Origin of the sequence: Pseudoalteromonas sp. TB64, from assembly GCF_000498095.1 — a bacterium.
Lineage (GTDB): Bacteria > Pseudomonadota > Gammaproteobacteria > Enterobacterales > Alteromonadaceae > Pseudoalteromonas.
The window spans coordinates 32,111-49,011 of record NZ_AUTQ01000136.1 but is presented as its reverse complement, the minus strand read 5'-3'; the positions used below and the strand labels follow the sequence as shown (position 1 = coordinate 49,011).

General features: G+C 37.4%; 16 protein-coding genes. 3 read left to right on the top strand and 13 right to left on the bottom strand.

Annotated elements, in window-relative coordinates:
• From L647_RS0110815 to L647_RS0110760, 10 genes are all read right to left on the bottom strand, one after another.
• The coding region (locus L647_RS0110815; protein WP_024611120.1) for a biopolymer transporter ExbD at window positions 1–262 on the bottom strand (262 nt) is incomplete at its 3' end.
• A 53-nt stretch (window positions 263–315) separates the two neighbouring features.
• Window positions 316–843: a MotA/TolQ/ExbB proton channel family protein gene (locus L647_RS0110810; RefSeq protein WP_024611119.1), complete on the bottom strand. Its 528-nt coding sequence runs from the start codon at window positions 841–843 to the stop codon at window positions 316–318.
• A gap of 3 nt (window positions 844–846) precedes the next feature.
• A complete protein-coding gene (locus tag L647_RS0110805) occupies window positions 847–2,226 on the bottom strand; it encodes a MotA/TolQ/ExbB proton channel family protein (protein ID WP_024611118.1) in 1,380 nt (459 codons plus the stop codon).
• Window positions 2,227–2,236: 10 nt separating this feature from the next.
• Window positions 2,237–2,989, bottom strand: coding sequence for a DUF3450 domain-containing protein (locus L647_RS0110800; RefSeq protein WP_024611117.1), 753 nt, complete (start codon window positions 2,987–2,989; stop codon window positions 2,237–2,239).
• 241 nt (window positions 2,990–3,230) lie between these two features.
• Window positions 3,231–3,845 carry a DsbA family protein gene (locus L647_RS0110790; protein WP_024611116.1) on the bottom strand — a complete coding sequence of 205 codons (615 nt, stop codon included), beginning with the start codon at window positions 3,843–3,845 and terminating at the stop codon, window positions 3,231–3,233.
• A 9-nt stretch (window positions 3,846–3,854) separates the two neighbouring features.
• On the bottom strand, window positions 3,855–4,949 hold the full coding sequence (locus tag L647_RS0110785; RefSeq protein ID WP_024611115.1) for a GGDEF domain-containing protein: 1,095 nt from the start codon (window positions 4,947–4,949) through the stop codon (window positions 3,855–3,857).
• A gap of 450 nt (window positions 4,950–5,399) precedes the next feature.
• A complete protein-coding gene (locus L647_RS0110780) occupies window positions 5,400–6,239 on the bottom strand; it encodes a transporter substrate-binding domain-containing protein (RefSeq protein ID WP_253948862.1) in 840 nt (279 codons plus the stop codon).
• A gap of 194 nt (window positions 6,240–6,433) precedes the next feature.
• On the bottom strand, window positions 6,434–6,946 hold the full coding sequence (locus L647_RS0110775) for an RNA methyltransferase (protein ID WP_024611113.1): 513 nt from the start codon (window positions 6,944–6,946) through the stop codon (window positions 6,434–6,436).
• Entirely contained in the window at window positions 6,946–7,458 is a 513-nt protein-coding gene (locus L647_RS0110770) for a YcgN family cysteine cluster protein (RefSeq protein ID WP_024611112.1), read from the bottom strand. Before L647_RS0110770 ends, L647_RS0110775 begins: the two co-directional genes overlap by 1 nt.
• Before the next feature lie 97 nt (window positions 7,459–7,555).
• Complete coding sequence (locus tag L647_RS0110760) at window positions 7,556–9,391, bottom strand: DUF885 domain-containing protein (RefSeq protein WP_024611111.1); 1,836 nt, start codon at window positions 9,389–9,391, stop codon at window positions 7,556–7,558.
• Between the two features lie 144 nt (window positions 9,392–9,535).
• On the opposite strand from L647_RS0110760, the gene L647_RS0110755 reads away from it, so the two are divergent.
• Both L647_RS0110755 and L647_RS0110750 read left to right on the top strand, forming a co-directional pair.
• On the top strand, window positions 9,536–10,810 hold the full coding sequence (locus L647_RS0110755; RefSeq protein ID WP_024611110.1) for an amidohydrolase family protein: 1,275 nt from the start codon (window positions 9,536–9,538) through the stop codon (window positions 10,808–10,810).
• A 275-nt stretch (window positions 10,811–11,085) separates the two neighbouring features.
• Window positions 11,086–13,503: a TonB-dependent receptor gene (locus L647_RS0110750; RefSeq protein WP_024611109.1), complete on the top strand. Its 2,418-nt coding sequence runs from the start codon at window positions 11,086–11,088 to the stop codon at window positions 13,501–13,503.
• Between the two features lie 78 nt (window positions 13,504–13,581).
• Here the strand turns inward: L647_RS0110750 and adhP are convergent, their stop codons facing one another.
• Window positions 13,582–14,592 (bottom strand): alcohol dehydrogenase AdhP, encoded by a 1,011-nt coding sequence (gene adhP, locus L647_RS0110745; protein ID WP_024611108.1) that lies wholly within the window; start codon window positions 14,590–14,592, stop codon window positions 13,582–13,584.
• A 402-nt stretch (window positions 14,593–14,994) separates the two neighbouring features.
• Here adhP and L647_RS0110740 point away from each other — a divergent pair, with 402 nt between their 5' ends.
• Window positions 14,995–15,540, top strand: a complete 546-nt coding sequence (locus L647_RS0110740) for a MarR family transcriptional regulator (protein WP_024611107.1) — start codon at window positions 14,995–14,997, stop codon at window positions 15,538–15,540.
• A 40-nt stretch (window positions 15,541–15,580) separates the two neighbouring features.
• Here L647_RS0110740 and L647_RS0110735 read toward each other — a convergent pair whose 3' ends face one another.
• Together L647_RS0110735 and L647_RS0110730 are read right to left on the bottom strand one after the other, a co-directional pair.
• Window positions 15,581–16,597, bottom strand: a complete 1,017-nt coding sequence (locus L647_RS0110735) for a lytic murein transglycosylase (protein WP_024611106.1) — start codon at window positions 16,595–16,597, stop codon at window positions 15,581–15,583.
• Window positions 16,590–16,871: a YcgL domain-containing protein gene (locus L647_RS0110730; protein ID WP_024611105.1), complete on the bottom strand. Its 282-nt coding sequence runs from the start codon at window positions 16,869–16,871 to the stop codon at window positions 16,590–16,592. Before L647_RS0110730 ends, L647_RS0110735 begins: the two co-directional genes overlap by 8 nt.
• Between the last annotated feature and the right edge of the window lie 30 nt (window positions 16,872–16,901).

Below are 16,901 nucleotides of genomic sequence, written 5' to 3'. Positions count from 1 at the left end.
TGGCTTGCACTGCACGTATGTCTATTTGACGTTTGTTAATCCAAATTTCACCTTTATCTGAAATCGCTACTAATATGTTTGCACGTTCTTTTTTAACAGCGGTTGCAGCTTCTGGGCGATTTACATCTATACCCGCTTCTTTTACAAACGACGCTGTAACAATAAAGAAAATAAGCATAATAAAAACAACATCTAACATAGGTGTCATGTTTATTTCTTCTGCTTCATCTTCTTGCATTAAATTACCTAAAGGGGCTCTCATTTTTATTCTCCTAAAATAAGCTGTTTTATATAGTTACCGCTTATAAAAATTATTTAGTGATCTAACACCATGCTGTCTTCAAGCAGTTCTACTTCGCGCTTAGCTTTGCGTTGTAAGTACGTTGAGGCAAATACCCCCGATAACGCACCCACCATACCTGCCATAGTTGGAATAGTGGCTTTAGATACACCCGATGCCATAGAGCGAGCACTCCCTGTGCCTGTAATTGCCATTACATCAAATACTTCTATCATGCCCGTTACTGTGCCTAATAAGCCAAGCAACGGACATAACGCCACCATCACATTAATTAGCGGTAAGTTAGCATTGAGGCGCATACTTGCTCGCGAAATCATTGCTTGGCGTATTTGCTCAGCATTCCAACTATTACGTTCACTTCGCGCAGTCCATGTGCCTTTAACATTTTTTTTATAACCACGATAACCATTAAAAAAATAAATAAATCGCTCGAGTATCAATAACCACATCGCGAAGATTAACACCCCAATGACCAAGAGAACTTGGCCACCAGTGTCGAGAAAATCACGGATAGCATTGATTGAGTCAATCAATAGCACCATGGTTTATGCTCCTTTCTCACTTCGCTGTGCAATAATTCCCGCGCTTTGTTCTTGTAATATAAGCAGTAATCTTTTTGAGCGAGTATTAAGTAACGTGTATATAAATACGGTAGGAATCGCTACAACTAAACCCAGTACCGTAGTCACTAGAGCTTGAGAAATACCACCAGCCATTAACTTAGGATCTCCGGTACCAAACAGTGTAATTGCTTGGAATGTGTTGATCATACCGGTTACCGTACCGAGTAAACCTAATAGCGGCGCGACTACCGATATAATTTTGATAAGTGTTAAGTTACGCGTAATTTTTGGCATTTCGCGTAAAATTGCTTCGCTTAATTTAAGTTCAAGTGTGTCGTAAGCTACATTTGGGTAGTCGTCTTTTACTTTCATAACACGACCCAGTGGATTATCATCTCGCGCTACGCTATCTTTTAACTGGCGGCGAATTTTGCCACCAACAAGTAATAACGATACAAAACGCTCAATAGCAATTAGTAATGCAAGTAAACCAACACCCAAAATAACGTAACCAACGGCACCCCCTTGATGAACTTGCTCAGCGGTATCTGGGGCTTGAACTAACAAGCCTAAAATTGAACCACCTGTTGGGTCTAGTGCAAACTGGATAACGCCATTTTTAGCGCTTTGTAAATCCTCGGCTGTAGCTGTATAGCGAGAAACAGGTTGACGAGTAAGCTCGCTTAGCGTGTTTGTACCAGGGTTATACTCTAAGTATTTACCCCCTGATATTAAGTTAAACGCACCTACACGTAATACTTCTTGCTCAGCTTTATTACCACCTTCCACTATTACCGTGGTATTGAAGCGGCTAACTTTACCCTGCTCAGTCATTTCGCGTTGCAACTCGTACCATACTTTTTCAATATCTTCGATTGAGGCAAGTTTTGATGTTGAACCCATTTTTTGAGCAAGATCATCCATAAACACGCTTCGCCCCGGAATTTGCGCCGATACAACAGAAGTCGCAAATTTATTACTCGAATCACCAGCAACCTGCTGAAGTACTCCAAACAACTCTTTAAGTGATCCCATACGCTTAGATAAAGTGTCGGTTAAATTAGCAAGCCTAACTTCATTTTCTTCAAACTGTGTTTCTAAGCGCTCAGACTCACTAAGCATTTGATTACGCTTTGCTTGTGTATCTTTTAGCATTTGTACCTGCTCGTTTTGACGCGAAGCAAATTCTTGCTCTCGTTGCTTATTTTGCGCACTTTGAACAGATTTACCGTCTTCAATTGTTTTAAGTAATGAATCAAGATCCATTGGTGCTGCAGCAACACTCATACCTGTAAAACTAAGAGCTATTGTCAGGCTTGCAGCAAATAAAGCCGTTTTAGTAATTTGAGTAAACAATTTCATTTTTAACCTCTTATTCTGCTGCGTGTACTGGCAGAGTTAACATATCTGGGGCAAGTTGCTTACGCGCAATGCGTAGCCCTTTATTAATTTGGCTTATAGTTGAATCAGGAAGTGCCGCAAACGTTTTAGTGTTTGTATCCCAGCTGCCTGCTTGCTTACCATCTCGTGTTAAATAAATAAGCTCTAAACGACCAATGCGTAAAAAGTCTACTTCACGCTCTTTACCACTTACTTCTAATAAAGCGGTGTACGCTTCAATTGTGCGTCCGTAATCAACCTCTACTTGATAGGCTTCTAACACACGACGAAATTTTTCACTTGAAGTGATATCCGCGCGATCCATCATCGTTTTTAAAGAGGCTAAACGTTTTGCACGCTCGTCTTGTAAAAATGGCACATCGAGTGATACAAATTGCTCAAGACCTGTGATCATGCGCATCATTAGTGGGGTTATTTGACGTTCGATAATAGAAACCTGATCCATTGACAGATTCAACGATTCCATTTCTTCTATTTGATTATTTAACTGTTTACTTAGCTGAGCGTTATAAACAGCTAAACCGTCAATTTCTTTATTAAGGGTTTTAAATTGCTGTAAACGTCCTTGCATTGAGTCTGCAATCTTGTCTATTTTTGTTTGTGATTGCGCAGCTGATTTATTAATTTCACTGCTTTTATCAATAACCTTATCTAAATCGTTTGCGTGTACTGCTGCACTTGCGGCTACAATACCAGCTAAGATTAATGGTTTAACGCCTTTCATCGCATACACCTTTACTCGTTAATTAGCAGATTTGCTAGTTTGTTTTTTAAGGTCATAAACTTTGTAATATAAATAATTTATGACTTTAGAATTTCAATGAGCAGAAGTTTATAGGTAGATCATGACAAGGATGTTGCGCAAAAAAGTCGCTTTTATTACAGTGGTAACATTTAAGACTTACAAGGGAGTTTTAACGATAATGAGGGTACTTGTTAATCAAATACCCTTTATTGAGAGGTGGTTAGTCTAAAATTGAATTAATTTGATCAAAAGAATGCTGCCAATCAGTGTAATTAATTTCTATTGGGTACGCTTTATTATCTTTAATAAGCACTAAAGAAGGAAACCCCTGAATAGGTAATGTGCGAACAAAAGACAGCTCATCATTAAATTCATTATTAAGCTCGCTTGATGTTAGCTGCGCAGTAAACTGGGCTTTATCTAAACCAATTTGTTCAGCTAAAGTAATTAGCGTACTTTCATCTGACGGGTTTTGCGCATTTAGGTAATAAGCATTTTGAATTGCGGCAACCATTTCAGTTTCTTTATTTGATTTACGTGCAATAAGTGCAGCTCTACATGCGGGATACGTTGAACGCCTTGGCTGGCAATCGCGCCAAAAGTTATAATTAAATTGCGTACCTAATTGAGCTGAAATTTTATGCCAAGTCCCCTCAAGCATCTCTTTCATATTTTGTGGCATTGGGTCTTGGCTATCGGGTGCCAAACCACCTACCTTATATTCAATATTCACTTTAGCCTCAAGCTGTGCCTTTAACTTAAGCCACGTTGGCGAGTAACCCCAGCACCAGCTGCACATTGGGTCATGAACATATATTAATTTACTTTGAGACATATTAATCCTTCAATTAGAGACTGGGTTCGAAATGACTCTATTACGACCAGCAGCCTTAGCACTATAAAGAGCTTCATCAGCTTGTTTTAATGAATCATCATAATCAAATACTTTATTTACTTGGGCAATACCAATACTACAAGTTATTGATACATGCTTATTATCATCAGTAAACATAACATGACCTGCTACAGCCTCTCTAAATTTATTTGCCATTACAGTAGCTGCAGGTACAGTGATTTGAGGTAAAATAACAACAAACTCTTCCCCTCCGTAACGTGCTTTTAAAGCAGTAGCAATAAATTGAGATTCAAGAAGTTTGGTAAACTCAATCAACACCGTATCACCAAAATCGTGACCATGAGTATCGTTTAAAGATTTAAAGTTATCTAAATCAATTAATAGTAACGAAAAAGGTAAGTATTGGTCGGGTCTAGTTTGCGCAATATGTAAAAAGTGTGAAGTAATAAAACGCCTATTTGCAATGCCTGTAAGGGGGTCGGTGTAAGCATCTTGTTTTTGCTCAAGGGTAATATCGGCAATTGCCATATGACTTTTATTTCGAAAATACTCACCAATAAATGAGAATAAAAACACCATTGAAAAAGACGCGATAAACCGTGTTTTTTCAATATCCCCATAACTTACTTGTCCAAAATCAGGACCATATAAAATAATAATGCAGCAAAATAATAAAGTAAAACCTAACCAACCACCCAGCCTAACGCCTAAAGATGCAAATGTAACAACGGGATAAAACATTAACCAATACAATGCGGTGTTTTCTTTACCACCTGTGTAAACAAGTGCTACAAACATCATGCACACAATACTCATACTGATTAATGCGACTATTTCAAGCTTACCCGTTTTTATAAAGTAGACAGAGCAACCAATAATTGTAATGTTAACAATGATTAACGAAATAGTCAGTATTGGGGAATAAAGCTCATAATTAAAAAACACTAATAGCGTTATCACCACAATAGATATACCTATCATGGTAAATAAAGAAAACGCTTTACGGCGTTTATCAGAGCTATACACACTGTCGATATTTATTAAATTAAGCCAATTTTGCTTGTTTAACTTTTTATTATGCATTTAGGTAGGTACTTTTGAACCAGATAATTTAGTTATTAAATTGAAGTTTGAATTCAACCTATAATCAGCTTTACTTTTATAAATAAAAGCCATGATAACAATTAGTTTTACGCTTTATTTGAGCAATAAATGAATTACATTTTTAATTAATACTCAATTTGTTCTGTACTAATGAATGCTAAAAATAGAAATAATTAGAATGCTTACTTTGTTTAAACAATAAATCATAAACATACTTTCTATCTATATTACTTATTGTGTAGTTTTATCAAAAATTTAACTGAATGTCTTTACTAACCATACTTATACATTAATGTTTAATTAAAAATAAGATGAAAGAGCTAGAAAAATGATCGAAAACAATTAATTCATTAATTGTAATCCTCTGTAAATCTTAGGCCATAAATAAGCATTAAAATAAAAGCAGTCTAAATCATTCAAAACAGCCCCTCAGAAAGTACACTCTGAGCCTAGAGTATCAATCAACCTTTGAGTCTCACCACTGTTATGAAATTTATACAATCCTTCGTTAATATCTTCTAACGTATTTAGCCAATTAGGCGTAAGTTTGCTTATTGCAAAATACAGAGGGTTATACTGCAAAGGAATTGTTTCATGAGCGAGAGAGTCTAATAATGATTTTTTTTCTGAGTTACTTAACGAAGATAGTTTTACAGAAAGCTTTAATACTTGTGGATCACCAATAATTAAATCAACTCGCTTAGCTACAAGTAACTGCACTAATTGCAGGTCATCTACTGAGCTTATAATTTTAAACTCATTATTATCCATCATCGCATCAAACTCTGGGGTGTTTTGATAACCTCGTACAACACCAATTTTTTGCCCTTTAAGTGATTTTAAATTTCCTGAAAAACGGTCTTCGTCACCTTTTCTTTTTAAAAAAGCAATTTCACCACCTTTAAAAGAATTTGATAAGCCAAGTAATTCTCTGCGTGTTTTTTTAGCAACATAATCTGATGGCGCCGTATCTTCAATAAAATATTCGGGCATTAAAATATCAGCTTTACCGAGTTCTACATTTCGTACAGCGCGTGCCCATGGTAAAAATTCAATGTAAACGCTATAGCCCTTACTGTTTAATAACGAAACTGCAAAATGATATACCCAACCTTTATTACATAGCTCATCACCAATGTAAGGAGGCCATTCAACAGTGGCTATATGCATCGTGGGCATATTCGTATCAGATTTAAATAACATACCCGATTTATAACGTTGCCCCTTAACTGTTGTTTGTTCACCCTCACTATAATAACTCACTGACATATCAGCTAAGCTCATTGAAGATGCAAATAGGAAGAAAATTATCAGTGTGCGCATTGAGTTCCTCGTTTACAAAATAAATTAAGTATATTGAGTGTAGAACGAATTTTTAACTTGAATAGAAAATTAATGATTTGGAGAGGTTATAACCGCAGATTATGATAATAAGAGTAAAAAGAGAGCGTTGAAAAAAAGGGTTAGCTTTTAACCCATTTCATTTTATTATTTGTATCTCGGGAGCTTATGATAGTTGAATCACTGCTTTCAACTCCACCTAACTTAGATAAGCGATCGTATAAAACAACGTTACAAGTGGCTGCTAAATTCATACAGCCTATAGTCGGGACGTATACAACTTCATCACACCATTTCAAAACATCTTTAGAAATTGACCCATCTTCTGGACCAAATACATAAAATGCATTTTCAGGATGGTTAAATTCAGGAAGCGGAGTTGCACCTTCAATTAGTTCAATAACCACAACAGTTGAACCTTCAGGCTTTACCAACTCTAAACTATTTGTTTCAGTTAACGGTATACGTTCAACAACATTTTTAGTATCGGTATGAAACTTTTTAGCGTTTAAGTAACGATTACCTGTAAAAAAAACCTGCTTAGCGTCGTAACATCCAGCGGCACGTAATACGCCGCCAACATTTGTCGGGCTTTTAGGGTTAATTAAACCAATACTCGCTTTTAACTTATTCATTAATCAGCGTCCTTTGTTGGCCACTCTGCAATGTATAAATCAAAATCATCTAGCTTCACATCACAGTCTTTTACTGTTTTATCTTTTACAGAAATACCTAGCTCATGCATATTAGTTTTATCGCCATTATTTAATAGCGGATGCCAAGAAGCCAAACCACGACCTTCGTGTAAACGACGGTAACTGCAGCTTTGTGGCATAAAAAAGATGTCTTTAAGGTTTTCTTTTGTAAGTTTTACGCAAGAAGGAACAAGTGTTTGGCGGTTTTCGTATTCGCTACAACCACAGGTGTTGTTATCGAGATACTGACACACAATATTAGTAAAAATTAACTGCTCGCCTTCTCGTAACTGATCGGTTGCAGTAAATTCGTCTTCATCTTCGCTATCAATAAACGTATTTAAACAACACTTTCCGCATCCATCACAAATAGCTTCCCATTCGTTTTGACTCATGTCGCTTAAGCTTTTCTTAAGCCAAAATTGTGTATTTGCTAATTGTTGATCAAACATAATTTACTCGTGCCCCCTAAAGAGCGCGCATTCTACCGTATTGCTGCAAATGGCGCAAAGCCAATACCCTTTAAAAGTACTGACTTTACGCTACAAATTAGCTTTGAGATTTAACCCAACGCTTAATTTTTTCCTCTAGGATTGGCATTGGTAATGCACCATCAATTAATATTTGCGTATGAAACGCTTTAATATCAAATTTATTACCCAATTCTTTTTTAGAATAATCACGTAACTCTTGAATTTTAAATTGCCCTAACTTATAAGACAGCGCTTGACCAGGCCATGCTATATAGCGCTCTACTTCAGCAATTACGTCACTTTTGGCCATAGACGAATTTGCAAGCATGTAGTCTATACCTTGTTGACGCGTCCACCCTTTGGCATGAAAACCGGTATCAAGTACCAAACGCATTGCACGTAATTGCTCGTCTGATAAACGCCCGTACCACATGTATGGGTCGGTAAATAAGCCCAATTCTTTACCTAAGCTTTCTGCATACAGTGCCCAGCCTTCAGCAAATACGGTGTAACCACCAAATTTGCGAAAATCCGGTAAGCCATCAATTTCTTGCTGTAATGCAATTTGAAAGTGATGACCAGGGGCTGCTTCGTGTATCGATAAGGTTTCGAGTAAAAACTTAGGTTGCGCTTTTAAGTTATAAGTATTGATATAAAAAATACCAGGGCGCGAACCATCAGGTGCCGGAGATGCATAAGAAGCCCCTGCAGCAGATTGTGCACGATAAGCTTCAACAGGTTTTACTATGTATGGCGCTTTTGGTGCTACATCAAACAATAAAGGCACGCGAGCATCAATTTTTTTCTTAACGTTTTCATATGCCGCAATTAACTCTTCGGGAGTGTCGTAATAAAACTCGTCTGAATCACGTAAGTGGTCAAAAAATTCAGGTAACTCGCCTTTAAAGCCAACCGTTTCTTTTACTTTTTTCATTTCGGTTAAAATACGCGATACTTCACTTAAACCAATGTCGTGAATTTCGTCAGCCGATAAGCTAAGAGTGGTATTTTTTTTAATTTGGTATTCGTACCATGCTTTTCCGTTTGGTAAGTCGCTGTACCCGACTGTTTCTCGGCTATTAGGTATATATTGCTTAACTAAAAACTCGCTCATACTGTTATAAGCAGGTACTAAACGCTGCATAATTAATTCACGGTATTGCGCTGTAATTGCTTGTTTTTGTTGAGCAGTAAATGAATCAGGAAGGTTTTTTATCGGTCCCCAAAATAATGAATCTTCAGCTTTGGTTACAACATGTGCTTTAAACTGTGGTGCAAGCTTTTGTGCTAATGGTTTAGGTAAAACCACACCTAATTTAATACCTTCAGCCATCGAATTTTGTACGCTAGCTAGCCATTTAATAAAGCCTTCACTTCGCTTTAAAAAATTACTGTAGTCGTCAACTGATTTAAACGGTTGCGCACTTTGCCCCGTGCCAAAACCTGCAAATGTATTATGCGCACCTGACATTTGATTTATGGGTAACAAATAACTAGGAAATTGCATCCCTTCGAGCTTTAAAGCTAAATCGCGGTCTAATATTTCATAACTTAAAAGAGCCTGCCCTACTAACTGCGCTTTATCAATAAATGATAAACGTTGTTGATATTTTTTATAAAAAGCAGCTTTTTTTGCACGGTTAGCTTGTGAAATTTCAGGCGTGAATTGACCGTTAAACTCGCTTCGACCATTGTAAGTTGCACTGATTGGGCTAAAGGTAAGAGATTCATCGTAATATTGTGATACTAGTACATCGAGCTGCTGCTCAGCGGAAAGTTCTGATACAACATTTGCTGAAGTACTATCTATGTTTGATTGCGAATGTGTATTAGTTTTAGAGTCTGTATTAACGCAACCACTTAAAGCAAACATAACACCGCTGGTAACAACGGCTAATTTAATTAATTTCATGGTAATCCTTTTAAAATTTACGCCCTTATTATGGGCATTAGCGCCCATTAAAGAAAGAAATTACGTTCATCGCTATTTATTTGCACTTTATTTTTAGCTTGATAGAGTTAATTAAGTCTTAACTACTTCTATAAGAAAAACAAAATGAAAAAACAATTGCTCTCAGCTTCTATCGCATTGTTGTGCTTAAACAGTTTAGATGCGCAGGCATTAACGTATATTTCTGCCAAAGCAATGCTTGATGTAGAAAATGGAAAGTTGATCCAGTCACCATTAATTACTATAGATAACGGCATAATCACTTCTATTGAACAAAATAAAAAACCGACACTCACCAAAGAAGATGAATTGATTGACTTACCACAGTTAACATTAATGCCTGGTTTAATGGATATGCACGTACATTTAACAAGCGATCCAACGGTGCCGCGCAGTGAACGCTTAGGACAATCGGTACCTAGAATGGCAATTAAAGCGGCTCATTTTGCTAAAAAAACCTTGGAAGCCGGATTTACAACAGTACGCAATGTGGGTGCTGAAGGTTATAGTGTGATTGCAGTACGTGATGGTATAAATGCAGGTGACATTGTGGGTCCTCGCATTTGGGCTGCGGGTCCATCTTTAGGTATTACAGGCGGACATTGCGATAACAATAGATTACCACCTGAACTTAAATATACTTCCAGCGGTGTAGCAGATGGTCCGTGGGCTGCGCGAATAAAAGTGCGCGAAAACATTAAGTACGGTGCAAACGCTATTAAATTTTGTGCTACGGGTGGTGTGTTTTCAAAAGGCACTAAAGTAGGCGCACAACAATATTCTTTTGAAGAAATGAAAGCCATTGTTGATGAAGCCCATATGCGAGATTTACCTGTAGCTGCTCACGCACATGGTACAAGCGGTATAAAAACAGCGATTAAAGCCGGTGTAGACAGTGTTGAGCACGCGAGCTTTTTAGATGACGAAGCGATAGCGCTTGCCAAAGAGCATGGAACTTGGCTTTCTATGGATATTTATAACACCGAATACACTTTAACTTATGGCGAGCAAAACGGCGTAGATGAAGAAAACCTAAATAAAGAACGCCAAGTGTCTAAAAGGCAGCGTGATAGTTTTAGCCGTGCTGTTAAAGCTGGCGTTAAAATGGTTTTTGGTACCGATGCTGCAATTTACCCACATGGCGATAATGCAAAACAGTTTTCACGCATGGTGAAATTTGGAATGAGTGAGCTACAAGCAATCCAAGCATCTACAATTAATAGCGCTAAATTATTAAAAATGGGTGAGCAACTAGGACAAATTAAAACGGGTTTCGCTGCAGATATAATTGCAGTAAAAGGCAATCCCTTAAAAAACATCTCACTTTTAGAGCAAGTTCCTTTTGTTATGAAAGCAGGTGTTGTTTACAAAGCTAACTAATGATGACTGCACAACATTAAATACAAAATAAAGGCTGAGTACTTTAAAGCTCGGTCTTTATTATTTCTAAATTAACATTTTGCTTTCCCTTTCTCTGCATTTTACTTTAATTAAATGTTAAATAACTTAGTTATATGTTATAAAAATTCGACAATCGCTTAAATACCAATCAAACAGTTCTAATTTATTAAAATAATTGAACTTTTCCATTCACTTTAAAAACAATAACCATTATCATTCGCGCAAAGTTATTAAATGCGAATACGTATCACCTCATGAAAAAATTTAAATACTCATTAATTACCTTAGCTTGCTTAAATGCACATGCAGCTATTGCAGCAACAACTGTAGAAGATGACATAGAGCGCATTAGCGTATACGAAAAACAAAACCGTGTTGTGATGAGCTCAGGATTAGCAACTAAATCAAACATGTCTCTTATGGAAACACCTGCACCGGTTGTAATAATAGACCGTGAACTAATTGAATCTCAAGGTGTTGATAGCTTACAAGATTTAGTAAGAAACGTGAGTGGCTTAACTCAAGCCGGTAATAACTACGGTATTGGTGATAATTTAGTAATTCGTGGTTTAGATGCTAACTACACATACGATGGTATGTACGGCGGTGCTGGTTTAGGCAATACATTTAACCCTACCCGTTCTTTAACTAATGTTGAGTCGGTTGAAGTATTAAAAGGCCCTGCTACCGGTTTATACGGGATTGGTAGTGCTGGTGGTGTAATAAACTTAATAGAAAAAAAACCAGAGTTTGAAGAAAAGCATAAAGTGGCAGTTGAGCTTGGTCAGTGGGATAGCTATTCATTATCGTTTGATAGCACCAACGCCATAACAGATGATTTAGCTTATCGTGTAATGGCTAAAACAGCGTCAAGTGACGGTTTTCGAGACTTAAAAGAAGATCGAGACGAGATTTATACCTCACTTAAATACGTGCTTAACGACAGACAAAACATCATGCTTTCTGCAGCGTATATAAAAGATGAAATAGCTGTTGATTCTATTGGTCACCCTATTCGTATTTACAACGCCGAAACAGCAAACGGTTTAAGCGCGGGTGAAGTAACGGGTGCTGATTTAGTAAACGATCCAACAGGAAGCGGCGTACAGTTAAGTGATGCACAACGCGACCAACTTGCTAATTCATTATCTTCAACTGATGGCTTAACACCTTATAGCTTTGGCACAAATGGTATTATTTCACCAATGGCTGATGCTAACGAAGGTGAAGAGTTGCGTTTTAAATTAACGCATAACTATTACATCACTGACGATTTGTTTTTAAATCAGCAGCTACAGTACCGTAACTACACATCAAGCTTTGCTCGCCAAACAGGTGCTTATAACTACGTTTACTCTACTCGTGATGGAATTATAAATAACGATCCTCGTGCTCCTTTAGTTGAAGACGGTGTACTTTACCCGTATGCAGCACGCCGCCAAGAATACCGCCAAGTAGAAGCAGATGAAAAATCGTGGCAGTACTTTTTAGATTTACGTTATGACTTTTCGTTAGGCGACGTAGATAACGAATTACTTGTTAACGCAAACTACGAAGATAGAGATATTCGTTTTAAACAGTACTCAATATGGGATCAAGATTACGTACTCACAAACGATGTTGGTGATGTAACGTACCAAGGTTCACTTCCGTATATTTACGATATAAGAGAACCAAATTGGCCAACAGGTAACTTTGAAGATTACGATCCGCTTAAAACAAGCGACTACAATAAAAAAGTACAAGCATGGGGTTTAGGCATTCAACATGTTGGTTATCTAACTGAAGAGCTTACAACGCGTATTGGTGTAGCATATAACCGAATTGAGCAAACTTACGAGCACTTTGGTGTAGATGAGCGCTATAGCTCAAGCAGTGCAGAGCCAACACCTGAAGCAAGTACATCAGATTCTGGCTTAACGTATAATCTTGGTGCAACGTATCAGCCATCTGAAGATTTATCTGTATTTGTAAATCACTCAAAAGGTCGTACAGCGTATAGTGTATTGGGATCTGTTGCGGGTAATGAAGCAGACAGAGAAGATTCTGAATCAATAAGTAACGATTTAGGTTTTAGATTTAAAGCGTTTGATGATCAACTACTGGCTTCTGTTGTTATATTTGAAAGCTCTCGTACTAATTTAGAATACACAAACCCGCTTTATGACGCTTTAACATCAAGCTCAGATGTACCTGAAAGCTATTATGATGGTAAAGAAGAAACAACAGGTATTGAACTTGATTTAAACGCTTACTTAAATGATAAATGGAAACTAAACGTAAACGGTATTTATCAAGATGCACGTGACAAAAGTAATCCTAATAGCAGCAGTTATGATACACGCCAAAAAGGTGTCCCTTACGTAACAGCAAGCACATGGGTAACTTACTACGCAGATATGTTTAACTTACCTGAAGCTGTGAATATTAGTGGTGGTATTACATTTGTAGATAACAGAAGTACTAATTCGAGTTCGTTCTCGATTCCAGATGGATATGTACCAAGTTACACGATATACGATACAGCTGTATCGTATACAACTGATAAATGGCATATGCAGCTAAACTTAAATAACTTGTTTAATAAAAAGTATTACTCAAAAGCAATGTTTTTAGGTGGTATGCCAGGCGAAGAGCGTAATGCAAAACTAAGTTTTAGTTACACTCTATAACTGATTAAAGACTTAAAAAGCACTGTTTTCTAATTTAGAAACCGTGCTTTTCTATGTTTAATCAACGCTTAATTTTGATCAGATAGTAACAACTATGCGACCGTTAATTTCACCTTTGAGCATATCGTCAAAAATTTCGTTAATGTCCTCTAAGCGCTTTTCTTCAATAATTGCTTTTACTTTACCTTGCGCTGCAAACTCTAAACATTCTTGTAAATCTTTACGTGTACCAACAATAGAGCCCACTACCGAAATGCCATTAAGAACAGTATCAAAAATAGGAAGCGGCATATCCTCTGGAGGTAAGCCCACTAATACACATTTACCGCCACGGCGTACACTTTTATAAGCTTGTTCAAACCCAGCTTTAGATACCGCAGTACACACAACGCCATGCGCGCCACCTACTTGTTCAAAAATAGCTTCGCTAGGAACAACATCTTTAAAATCGAGTGTTATATCTGCTCCGAGTTCTTTAGCAAGGGCGAGCTTTTCTTTACCTGTATCAACAGCAACTACATTAAAGCCCATTGCTTTAGCGTATTGTACGGCTAAGTGGCCAAGACCACCCACACCAACAATAGCAACCCACTGCCCTGGCTTAGCACCGGAGACTTTTAACGCTTTGTAAGTTGTAACACCTGCACAAAATAAAGGAGCAGCTTCTAAAAACCCAAGCCCCTCTGGTATTTTTACAACGTAATCACCGTGTGCCAAACAATACTCAGCATAACTACCATCAATAGAATAGCCGGTATTATGTTGGGATAAACACAATGTTTCTTTCCCATCTAAACAAAACTCACAGTGGCCACATGCGCTGTAAAGCCAAGGGATCCCGACCCTGTCGCCAACGTCTAAATGCTTTATATTAGTACCCACTTTTTCAATAACGCCAACACCTTCGTGACCTGGTACTAAGGGCATTTTGGGTTTTACTGGCCAATCGCCATGACAAGCATGTAAGTCGGTGTGGCAAACACCACAAGCCGCTATTTTTACTAAAACGTCGTTTATTCCAACCTCAGGGATTGGCAGATCTATTATTTGTAATTTACCTTTATATTCATTATTAATTGCAGCTTTCATAGTCATTCCATCGTATGTGAAAAAATTAAAAATAAGGATTTATTTAACGAACCTGAACTCTGGTTAAGAGATTTACTAACATATTTAGCCATGATGATATTTAAATTTGTTTATCTCTAGCCAGAGATGTTCAGTGAAAACAAGGTGAATTTACGCGTCAATAGCGGGCCTATTGCAAGTAAATTCAACGCAGTTAGCGCTGAAAATAACTGCTTGAGATAGATTTATTATCCAGAGTTCAGGTTAACTATCATCTGTAGAACATAACCCAATATAGATGTATAAATATTAATCTAAATCAGACTTTAGTCGTTAAAAATTATTTATATAAGAGCTAAGAACTTGCTATACAAAATGAGCGTGCTAGCATTAGTTTCTGAATTTATTGAAAGTTAATAAGCTATGAGTTTATCCGAAAAGAATTTTGCCTTTGTAATGCATTGTGGTGAGATGGGCAGTCGCTGGGGATTCAATCGTACAATCGGGCAAATGTGTGGCTTGCTGATTATTACTAAAAATCCTATGACCGCAAACGAAATTGCCGATGCGTTAAGTATTTCTCGCGGTAATGTAAGTATGGGTATTAAAGAATTGCAATCGTGGCAATTAATTAGAGTGCAACATATTCCAGGAGATCGTAAAGAATACTATGCTCCTGCTGGTGATATTTGGGATATGGCAAATCGCGTATTTGAAGAGCGCAAAAAACGCGAAATTGAACCCACCTTAACACTGCTACGTGATAACTTATTAGACGAAGCCAGTAATGACGATGAGCTTTACGCACAAAAACAGATGGGGGAAATTCATAACCTGCTTGAAACCGTAACAAAGTGGTCGTCTGAACTACAGCGCTTAACGCCTGAGCAGCTTAATAAACTTATGAAGCTTGGTTCTGGGATTGGTAAAGTTATTGATTTAAAAGATAAGATATTTAAAAAAGAATAAAGCCGCAATTGCGGCTTTATTTATATGTATACCTCAAGAATTAGATTTTTGGGTAACCAATTCTATCTGACAAGTAACCAACGCTTGTAGCAAAGTAGTATGAACGATTCCAATGCATAAACACTTTATAATTATCGTACGCTAAATACATACGGCCATTTATATCATCTGGCATAACAAGTGCTGCACGTACATCGACATTAGGTAAGTCAGAGCCGTCAGCTTTGCGTACACCTAATGCTTGCCAATCAGCTAGCGAACGCTCTGAATCATTCCAATATTCTAACCACTGCTTGCGTGTTTTTGTTCCACGAACTAATACATATTTACTATCAAAATTTTCAGGTAATTGAACTTGGCGACCCCAAGTAAGTGAGTCATTCCAACCCTCTTGCTTTAAATAATTAGCAATAGAAGCAAAAGCATCCTCTTTTGTCGTCCAAATATCTTTGCGACCATCGTTATTGTAATCAACTGCGTATGCATTAAATGAGGTCGGCATAAATTGCGTTTGACCCATTGCACCAGCCCACGACCCTTTAAATTTGTCTAAGGTAATATGACCCGATTTTAAAATATCGAGTGCCGCCCAAAGTTGGCGTTTATAAAGTGCTTCTCTTCGCCCGTCAAAAGCAAGTGTTACAAGGGATGAAATAACGTTATGACCACCCTGAATAGCGCCAAAGTTACTTTCAAGACCCCAAAGCGCAACGATAAAGCGTGCTTGCACACCAAACTCTTTTGCTACTTGCTCAAGTACTTCTTTGTTTTCGCCGTATAATTTACGTGCACGATCAATTTTCCATTGAGGTACTCGTTTTGGTAAATAAGTTTCAAGAGTCTCTTTTACCTCTGGCTGATTTTTATCAGCTGACACAATTTTTTCTTTATAAGTAGCCGTTGCAAAAGCATCATCAATAAGTTGTTCTTCGTAACCCTTAGCGATTGCCTCTTGCTTTAAATTAGTTAAATACTCTTGAAATTCTGCTTGGGTTTTTGCCATCACAGATGAGCTTAAACATACACCACATAATAAAACGATAAGTTTTTTAATCACTATCCACTCCATTTTCTTTTCGTAACTGACTTAACAAATTAGGCTCTGGTGGTGGAAGCTGTAAATAATAGCCTTTCTCAATCAATGACGCTTTTACAGACTCTAAATCAGAACCACCTAAATGCTCACGCTTTGCTAAGTTTATGATCATCACATAATGAGGTTGACCAAACATAGTCATTAAAGGTTCCGGAACTTTGTCAAAATCATCTCTTTTTTCGACAAATAAGAACGTATCCGCTTTTTTCTTACTTTTATACACTGCAGTCAGCATTATGACCCTATAAATCTTGCTTAACAATGC

Coding starts and splice junctions, on each gene's coding strand:
- L647_RS0110810 (WP_024611119.1), bottom strand. CDS start 843: ATGGTGCTATTGATTGACTCAATCAATGCTATCCGTGATTTTCTCGAC.
- L647_RS0110805 (WP_024611118.1), bottom strand. CDS start 2,226: ATGAAATTGTTTACTCAAATTACTAAAACGGCTTTATTTGCTGCAAGC.
- L647_RS0110800 (WP_024611117.1), bottom strand. CDS start 2,989: ATGAAAGGCGTTAAACCATTAATCTTAGCTGGTATTGTAGCCGCAAGT.
- L647_RS0110790 (WP_024611116.1), bottom strand. CDS start 3,845: ATGTCTCAAAGTAAATTAATATATGTTCATGACCCAATGTGCAGCTGG.
- L647_RS0110785 (WP_024611115.1), bottom strand. CDS start 4,949: ATGCATAATAAAAAGTTAAACAAGCAAAATTGGCTTAATTTAATAAAT.
- L647_RS0110780 (WP_253948862.1), bottom strand. CDS start 6,239: ATGTCAGTGAGTTATTATAGTGAGGGTGAACAAACAACAGTTAAGGGG.
- L647_RS0110775 (WP_024611113.1), bottom strand. CDS start 6,946: ATGAATAAGTTAAAAGCGAGTATTGGTTTAATTAACCCTAAAAGCCCG.
- L647_RS0110770 (WP_024611112.1), bottom strand. CDS start 7,458: ATGTTTGATCAACAATTAGCAAATACACAATTTTGGCTTAAGAAAAGC.
- L647_RS0110760 (WP_024611111.1), bottom strand. CDS start 9,391: ATGAAATTAATTAAATTAGCCGTTGTTACCAGCGGTGTTATGTTTGCT.
- L647_RS0110755 (WP_024611110.1), top strand. CDS start 9,536: ATGAAAAAACAATTGCTCTCAGCTTCTATCGCATTGTTGTGCTTAAAC.
- L647_RS0110750 (WP_024611109.1), top strand. CDS start 11,086: ATGAAAAAATTTAAATACTCATTAATTACCTTAGCTTGCTTAAATGCA.
- adhP (WP_024611108.1), bottom strand. CDS start 14,592: ATGAAAGCTGCAATTAATAATGAATATAAAGGTAAATTACAAATAATA.
- L647_RS0110740 (WP_024611107.1), top strand. CDS start 14,995: ATGAGTTTATCCGAAAAGAATTTTGCCTTTGTAATGCATTGTGGTGAG.
- L647_RS0110730 (WP_024611105.1), bottom strand. CDS start 16,871: ATGCTGACTGCAGTGTATAAAAGTAAGAAAAAAGCGGATACGTTCTTA.